Annotated in this window: 6 protein-coding genes; all 6 read left to right on the forward strand. The window is 56.3% G+C overall.

Annotated elements, in window-relative coordinates:
• Positions 1-60 precede the first annotated feature (60 nt).
• The 6 genes from CXY75_RS13415 (at position 61) to CXY75_RS13440 (ending at position 7510) form a co-directional block, all read left to right on the forward strand.
• Positions 61-1176: a glycosyltransferase gene (locus CXY75_RS13415; protein ID WP_104083296.1), complete on the forward strand. Its 1116-nt coding sequence runs from the start codon at positions 61-63 to the stop codon at positions 1174-1176.
• Positions 1177-2250, forward strand: coding sequence for a glycosyltransferase family A protein (locus CXY75_RS13420; RefSeq protein WP_104083297.1), 1074 nt, complete (start codon positions 1177-1179; stop codon positions 2248-2250).
• Between the two features lie 876 nt (positions 2251-3126).
• A complete protein-coding gene (locus CXY75_RS13425) occupies positions 3127-4161 on the forward strand; it encodes a hypothetical protein (RefSeq protein WP_146069474.1) in 1035 nt (344 codons plus the stop codon).
• Positions 4158-4910: a hypothetical protein gene (locus CXY75_RS19520; protein ID WP_146069475.1), complete on the forward strand. Its 753-nt coding sequence runs from the start codon at positions 4158-4160 to the stop codon at positions 4908-4910. The genes CXY75_RS13425 and CXY75_RS19520 overlap by 4 nt, the downstream gene beginning before the upstream one ends.
• A 555-nt stretch (positions 4911-5465) precedes the next feature.
• Complete coding sequence (gmd, locus tag CXY75_RS13435) at positions 5466-6518, forward strand: GDP-mannose 4,6-dehydratase (protein ID WP_104083300.1); 1053 nt, start codon at positions 5466-5468, stop codon at positions 6516-6518.
• Entirely contained in the window at positions 6515-7510 is a 996-nt protein-coding gene (locus CXY75_RS13440) for a GDP-L-fucose synthase (RefSeq protein ID WP_104083301.1), read from the forward strand. Before gmd ends, CXY75_RS13440 begins: the two co-directional genes overlap by 4 nt.
• Positions 7511-8264: the final 754 nt, after the last annotated feature.

Below are 8264 nucleotides of genomic sequence, written 5' to 3' on the forward strand. Positions count from 1 at the left end.
CCATTGGGAAATGCTCAATGTGAGCTAAAATCATCTAAAGTACTGCATAGGAATTCGCAAATGAAAAGAATCCCCAGTGTTGGCAGCCATGGTCAACCTGAACCCAGACGCGCCCTTCGGGTCCTTCACCTCCTTGGTGGTCTGAACCCGAGTGGCATGGAACGAATGCTTGTGTCCGGTGCGCCACATTTTCGTGATCAGAACGTGGAATCAATAGTTGTTGGTCAGGGAAGCCATCATCCCTATGCTGCCGAATTGCGGGCGGCCGGTTACATCCTCGATTTCATTCCACCAGTGCGAAGCGTTAAGGGGGCAAGGGCATTGCAGCGTGTGATACGGTCGCGTCAGGTCGACGTCGTACATATCCATTCCGAATCCGGATATTCGCTTTCAGCTGCTGCGGCGCGCTTTTCGCGTGGCCGGCCCGCGGTAATTCGGACTGTGCACAATGTTTTCAAACCCGAGGGACGCGCAAGGTTTACGAGAAAACTGCAGTCTGCTATAGGTGACAAGATTGCTCACTCCGTTATCGCTCCCTCACCAGATGTTCAGTTGAACGAAGCGAATTACGGGCGCACGACAACCCTGATCTATAACTGGATAAGTGACAGAATTAGTGGAGTTGGTAGGACTGCGGCGCTACAACTTGAGCCGGGCCAAGCACCCAGTGCGCTGATAGTTGGAAACTGTTCGATAATAAAGAACCATGACTTCTTGCTAGAACAATTGTACTTCCTCGGCTTCGATCTCTACCATCATGGCGCAGAATCTGGAGCCAGCAAAGAAGAGAGCCGATGGCTCAACAAATTCAAAGAATCTGGGCGGCTTCGATATCGAGGAGTGGGAGATCCCGTCGAAAGTCTCCTGCAAGCTTCCGTTTTTGTTATGCCATCTAAGCAGGAAGGGATGCCTGTAGCCCTTGCTGAAGCGATCTCAGTGGGTTTGCCATGTCTCGTAAATGACGTCCCCGGCTTACGTTGGGCGAGGTCCGTACGAGGCGTTCGCGTAGTTCCCAACGACAGTCAGGTGTGGAATGTTGAGCTTCAGAAGTTTGCAGACCACCAATCAAATTTCGCATTGGGTGAGTTGGCACCCGATTTTCAGGCTGAGCGAGGCGTGGGACAGTACGTCCGCCTTTATCGCGAGGCTGCAACGACACGGAGGCGCTCTCGCTAAATGGATATCCAGGAATTGACGCTGAGTGATTTTCCATTTTCAAACGGGGCCTTTGATAAGCTCACCGCGGTAACTGTGCATACGGAGGTGTTTTCATCCTCATTGCTTGCCGAGGCTGCCTTCATTGTACCGGTGCACAATCAAGCTTCAGCGATTTCGGCGAACTTGGATTCGATCCGCCAGCACTCCATGTTGGATCACGAAATAGTTGTAATTATCGACGGGTGCACTGACGGAACACTCGCTGTTATCTTCAATTGGCTTGCTGCGTGTAAAGCCGCGCCGGGCAGGACAGTGCGAGTGACCGTCGTGGACATTCCGACAGGAGTCTTTGAGACAATGTCAGACGCAATCGGTATTCATTTATCGATGGCACGGGCAATTATTGAAGTCCAAGCGGATATGTCAATCACACATCCTGGTTTTGACTCTGAACTGACTAGGGCATTGGAAATGAACCCGGAAATCTTTGCGCTGAGTGGCCGTGGAGCGCACAGCTTTTCCCGAGTGTCCCCCCTATTGCCTCGGCCCAAGATTGTTAGCCGCATCGCTTTTCGTGTGGCGCGAAAAATCACGCGGATTCTGCATGCGCGAGCTCTCGCTTATGCGCCATCTGCAATGCAATTTGCATTTTCAGATGAGATTGGTCGAGTCGGTGACCTGATCGATCTTCCAACAAGACGGCAAGAGACTAAACGAATCTACGTTCTTGGCACTGTTATGCGAGGTCCACTAGCGTTTTCGCGGGAGCGCTACAGCGCTTTGGGAGGACTAGATACGGCAAGGTTTTTCTTGGGGAACGATGACCACGACCTGGTGAGTCGCGCATGGTGCCAGCTTCGCCTCAAGTCTGGATACCTCCCCATATCATTTCTTTCTCCCTTAGAATCGGGCTCGACTCGCGCCATAAAATCTGCGAAGGAGCAGGCGCGCTTCGAGGAGTTGACGCGCCACTACCAGGATGCCCAACGGACTAGTGTGCTTTTCAACCAGATTGACATTAGAGCGCCGAAGAAACAAGTAATTCGCGTCCCGAAGGATAACTCCCCAGTACGAGTTGAATTTGCTGGGTGATTTTCTGTTCCGTCAGAGAATTGACGATTCGCAAAATCAATGCTGTCCTTTCAGCGGGTATGATTCCTAGATGTCAGTGCTGCTCGTCTTTGAGATCTTGATCATTTCAATCCCGATTGGGTGGTTGATCGCTGAATCTTCTTGGGCGGGCCATACGCTTTCTGGTTTGGCCAGTTCTTGGGCTCTAGGTTCGTGAGAGGCAAATTCAAAGGACTCGTAGTGTCGTGCACGCCGGAGAATCGGTATCTGCTTTTCTTGCGGACAGGACTATTTGGTTGATCGGCTTACTTGAGCGCGATGGGCTAGCAATCTTCCGTCCCGGAAAAAGGAGACGCTTTGCCCCGGGTCCTATGCTGTAGGTCTGTTTCATGGTCTTTTATCGGTCCTAGGTAGACTCATCGCGTTCCGGCAGGGGCCCTCTTCGTCGCGAATCGGAGCGAGTGGGGAATGAGCAATTCTTGGCCGAATTTCGAGTTCCTCTTGTTCGGTGTCTCCTGGATGGAGACCGACTGAGTGTTAAAGATGGACGAGGCAGAATATGTTGACCAACGAACAAGCCCAGTGCAATTCTCAGGGGGGTTACGCAGAATGAAAGCGAGGACGAGTCAACGTTCCGCGGGCTCTACCCGGAATAGGATTTGGGGCGGATTGGGGGGGAAGACTGGTCAAACCTTACGCGTCACGATCAGTCTTGGTGCATCTCAACTTCTTGTTGCAGTTGCATACGCATTGGGAGCGCGCGCGGCGACACCTATCGAGCTGGGTTTCGTGCTCTCTGCGATTGCAATCGCCTCAGTAGTCGCCGGAGCAATGGACTTTGGGCTCGGAACGTATTTGATTCGAGAGGTGGCTAGCGGGCGGTCGACAAACGCCTCGATGTATATTCGATTGTGGCAGAGGCTTCTTTCCGCGAGCATCATCGGCGTGGTAGTCCTGGCCGCTGCAATCACTGTGCTCCTGCTCATGGGCGGCGATCTGCGATTCGCAGGCTGGGCGGCGTTGATTTTCTACTCAACACTTCTCATGCAGTCGGCACAGATCCCCCTTCGAGCGAGGGGATTGATGGGTTGGGTTTCGTTAATAATGATTTTCGACCGTTTGGTGTTTCTAGCTGTGATACTTGCCCTTACTGCACTCGGGGTTGGAGGGGAGGTCGCGATCCCTATCGGTTTGGCTAGTGGGATAACTCTGGACGCATTCTTATGCTTCCTGTCCAACAGGAGAATGGTGCCGGCCCGCGACGGGTCTGGTATGAGGATTCATGTAGGACACCCAAAACGATGGTTCCTCGCCTGGCGAGGTGCAACAGGTTACGGCGTCGCAGCTGTTCTGGGGTCTGCCCAACAGCTTGATATGTCGATACTTGGTTTTTCAAGTGGTCCGGCGGCCGCAGGGTCTTATGGTGCGGTGAGTCGGTGGACAACTCCACTTCTCTTGCCCTCAACGGCTCTGACTCAGGTCGGAATGGCACACGCGCCGAAGGCGGCCTCGACTCGGTTGACTCTCTGGGAGTTTCGGCGAGTGGTGTGGATACTTATTCTCGCGATGGTTGGGGCCATCGGTGTAGCGCACTATTCCGATTTCATCGCACCTGCCATTCTCGGCACCCAGTACGCTGGTTCTTCGCCTATCTTCGCACTTTTGGCGCTGTCGATAATTCCGACCCTCTTTGCTCAGCCGTTGTCGATGATCCTTCAAAGTCGTGGGGAAGAAGTCCACGTAGCTTGGGTGCTGGGAGGCGGTCTGGCCATTCGACTATCGACCTGCTTCGTCTTGGGCGCGTCGCTAGGTGGCCTAGCAGGCGCGTGGGGAGTGTTGCTACAACAGTCATTTATCTTGGTGGTGCTTATTCTTGTGATTGCCAAAGTCTTGGTTCGGGAAGCAAAGATTGGGAAGCAGCAGAGCAGATGAAGGTAATTTTAACGGCGACCGTAAATCCTCAGATCAATAGTCATCTCGTTGTGAGAGACCCCGAGAGTCGTCGAAGTCAGTATCGCTCGGCCCTGGTCGGATGGGCAAGGACGAGTCGCAAAATTAACGTTGGTGTTTTGCTAGTGGAAAATAGTGGTGAGGATCTCCAGTCCTTGGTCGAGTCTGCCGTTGGATTCGTGCCGGATAATTTCCAGCTGGTACCAGCATCAATGCCGGATCAATCGGTTGTGGAACGAGGCAAAGGTGCGGCTGAGGGATTGATGATTAGAGAGGCCATTGCCACATTGAGCCGCAACTCGGGAGACGAGCCGGTTTTCAAGTGCACGGGCCGTTTGATTGTGAAAAATTTCGGTTCCTGCGTTCCCAACATCGTCTCGGTACAGCAAGGGATCTTTGCGGATATTCCGCGAACGAATTTCAACTGGATAGATTCACGTTTCTTTGGCGCTAGTCTCACGACGTGGAGGGTCAGTTTGGGCTCGCTCGGGGAATTGACAGATGACAACAAAGGGATCAATTTCGAGCACGAGCTTGCAGGGGCAGTCAATCTTGCTGCAAGTAATCCGGAGATTTCGGTCCAAAACTTTCGTTCAAAGCCTTGGATAGTGGGCCAGTCGGGATCATCGGGAAAGTTTTACGGTACAGGACTCGTCGAAAGGGGCAAGCATATTTTTCTGAGACCTGTGGATCGGTTGAGGCGACGCATCGACAGTGAGTTTTCCGGATAGGACGAACCGTTGTGATTCACTTTCGAACTCGGGACGGCGGATGGTGTCGATTCCGACTTGACCGCGTGAAGATGAGGACATGCAGGCGAAAGGCGTAGGAGCTTGGAATCTTTCGCGTCGAGCCAATCAAGGATGCGGGCTTGCTCAGCTAAGTCTGAACTAGAGCGGTTATAGGGCACGATGCCCCAGTGCCAGAATGATTGCGACGTCTATCGGGAGGTATTGGCGATCCAGGCAAGGGGAACTGTTCCCGGTCCGCGGTACCAAGACGCTGTATGTCGTAGGTGCGCGCGTCTTCCCGACGAGTTGGTGTGCAAGACCAGCTCTTTAGGTTGATGTGAGCGCATGCCGACTTGCGTCATAAATCTCAGCAACACAGAGACTTATTAGTACCAGCGTGCAGGCGCCCAAACCGGGGGCGAACGGGTTAAGGTACGGCAGGGGGGTTCTGGGGGCCGACGCCGCGATCGATCGGTATGCTCGATGGACAAGGGGTTTAGTAGCAATGCGCAATGACGTGCTTGGCTCGTCCCGCACCAAATACTAGGGGAGTTCATGGCGAAACGCGCTTTTATTACGGGAATCACGGGCCAGGACGGCTCGTACCTTGCCGAGCTGCTGCTCAGCAAAGGCTACGAGGTGCACGGGCTGATTCGGCGGGCATCCACTTTTAATACTTCGCGCATTGACCACCTTTATGTGGATCCGCACGACGAGGCCGCGAAGCTGTTTCTGCACTACGGCGACCTGAGTGACGGCTCGCGTCTGGTCACCCTGCTCGCGCAGATTCAGCCCGACGAGGTCTACAACCTGGCGGCGCAGTCGCACGTGCGCGTGTCGTTTGACGAGCCGGAGCACACGGCTGACACCACCGGCATGGGAACCATTCGGCTGCTTGAAGCCGTGCGCATGGCCGGCATTCAGTGCCGGTTCTACCAAGCGTCGTCGTCGGAAATGTTCGGCGCCACCCCGCCGCCGCAGAACGAGCTGACGCCGTTCTACCCGCGCTCGCCCTACGGCGCCGCCAAGGTCTACAGCTACTGGATCACCAAGAACTACCGTGAGGCCTACGGCATGTTCGCCGTCAACGGCATTCTGTTCAACCACGAGTCGCCGCGGCGTGGTGAGACCTTCGTGACGCGCAAGATCACCCGGGCCGTCGCCGCGATCAAGGCCGGCACGCAGGACCACGTGTACCTGGGTAACCTCGACAGCATTCGCGACTGGGGCTACGCCGCCGAGTACGTGGAGGGCATGTGGCGCATGCTGCAAGTTGACGAGCCCGACGACTTCGTGCTCGCCACTGGCGGCAACTTCTCGGTGCGCGACTTCGTGCGCACCGCGTTTGAGCACGCCGGCCTCGACTGGGAGCAGCACGTGCGCTTCGACGAACGCTACCTGCGCCCCACCGAGGTTGATGCCCTTGTCGGTGATGCGTCTCATGCTGAAGACAAGCTGGGTTGGAAGGCCACCGTCGATACTGCAGAGCTGGCTCGCATTATGGTCGATGCGGATATCGCGGCGCTGAAGTATGCCGGCGGCAAGTGGATCGACAAGGTTAAGCTCGCCAGCTGGGGAAACCTCGAGACCGTGGGTGTTGAGGCGTGACCGCTGGATTAGCCGACGACCGCGACCAGGTGCAGTTCACACCGGGGCCGCTTGATCGCAACGCGCGGTTCTATGTGGCTGGGAGCCGCGGGCTCGTGGGGTCGGCCATTTGGCGGCGTCTCCAGGGCGAGGGATTTACTGATTTGGTGGGGCAGACATCCGCTGAACTAGATCTGAAAGATCGCGAGGCGGTGTTTGCGTTCTTCGCCAAGACCAAGCCGCGGTATGTGGTGTTGGCGGCGGCGAAGGTCGGCGGAATTCTGGCCAACAGCACGTTTCCGGTGGAGTTTCTCAGCGACAACCTGCGCATTCAGGTGAACGTGCTCGATGCCGCGCTGGAGCACGGTGTTGAGCGGCTGCTGTTTCTGGGTTCGTCGTGCATTTACCCGAAGCTGGCCGCGCAGCCGATTACCGAGGATGCCCTGCTCACCGGCTACCTGGAGCCGACGAACGACGCGTATGCGATCGCGAAGATCGCGGGCATTTTGCAGATTCAGGCGGTGCGGCGTCAGCATGGGCTGCCGTGGATCTCGGCGATGCCGACGAACCTGTATGGGCCCGGCGACAACTTCTCGTTGACGGGATCGCACGTGTTGCCGGCGCTGATTCGTCGCTATGACGATGCGGTGTCTTCGGGCGCTACGTCGGTGACCAACTGGGGCACTGGAACGCCGCGGCGTGAGTTTTTGCACGTGGATGACATGGCCGAGGCGTGTTTGCATCTTCTGGAGCATTACGACGGTCCGCAGCAGGTGAACGTGGGCACCGGTCGCGACGTGACGATCGCCGAGATCGCTTCGGTGGTCGCGCGGGTCGTCGGGTTCACCGGGGAGACGCTGTGGGACGTGTCAAAGCCCGACGGCACCCCGCAGAAGCTGCTAGACGTCTCGAAGCTCGCGGGTGCCGGCTGGACCTCCCAGATTGATCTAGACGACGGCCTGGCCTCCACCGTGGAGTGGTACCACGCGAACGCCGTCTCCCTCCGGGAGTAGCCGCGCGTCCCGCTTCTGACTGCTGGCTCGCGTTGGTCCTACGGCGATCTCGGCAAGCTCGATCAGCGACATATCGCGTTCCGCAGGCGCGGTCGCGACGCGGTGTGCGGAACGCCCCCTTTCCGTCGGCCGAGCTCGCCGAGACTGCCGTCGCCCAGCGTGAGCTGTCTGCGAGACGCACCCATTTCGTTGGTCGTGTCTACTAGGAATCTACCCCGCAGATTCGTTAAATCACAATGGCGCGAAGCGCCCCACCAGCTCGACAGGCTCGACAACCGAGTCGCGACCGCCATCGGCGGTCGCGGGCGGTTTGCGGAACTCAGCCATTCGGCCAGACGGATACCGAATCGGGCCTCAACGTCGGCGAAGTGCCGAGCCTGCAGAAAATGGAAGTAGTGCCTAAACGTGCTGACGTAATCCCTCCGCGTGACCAGGGGTCCTGACATGGCCGGGTTGATTCGATTTATTTCGGCATAACTCAGAGTCGGTTTTTGATGGCATATTGCAGGATCAGGTCGTGGGACTGTCTCTTAAACGGTGTTTCTGGCCTGACGCGCTGGACGTGGGTCTGGCGGGAAAGGTGCCGTGATGACGACACTTGATGCTGTGACGAAGAAAACGAAATCTGAGCCTACTCGTGAGGCGGTGGCGGTTAAGGAATGGGTGCGCCTAGACGATATGAGTTAGCAAGAACTCTTGCGGCTGGGGCCTCGGTTCAAGTAGACGTGGGTTACCAACCGTTGAGTGTTGGCCT

This window comes from Cryobacterium sp. Y11 (genome assembly GCF_002929535.1).
GTDB lineage: Bacteria > Actinomycetota > Actinomycetes > Actinomycetales > Microbacteriaceae > Cryobacterium.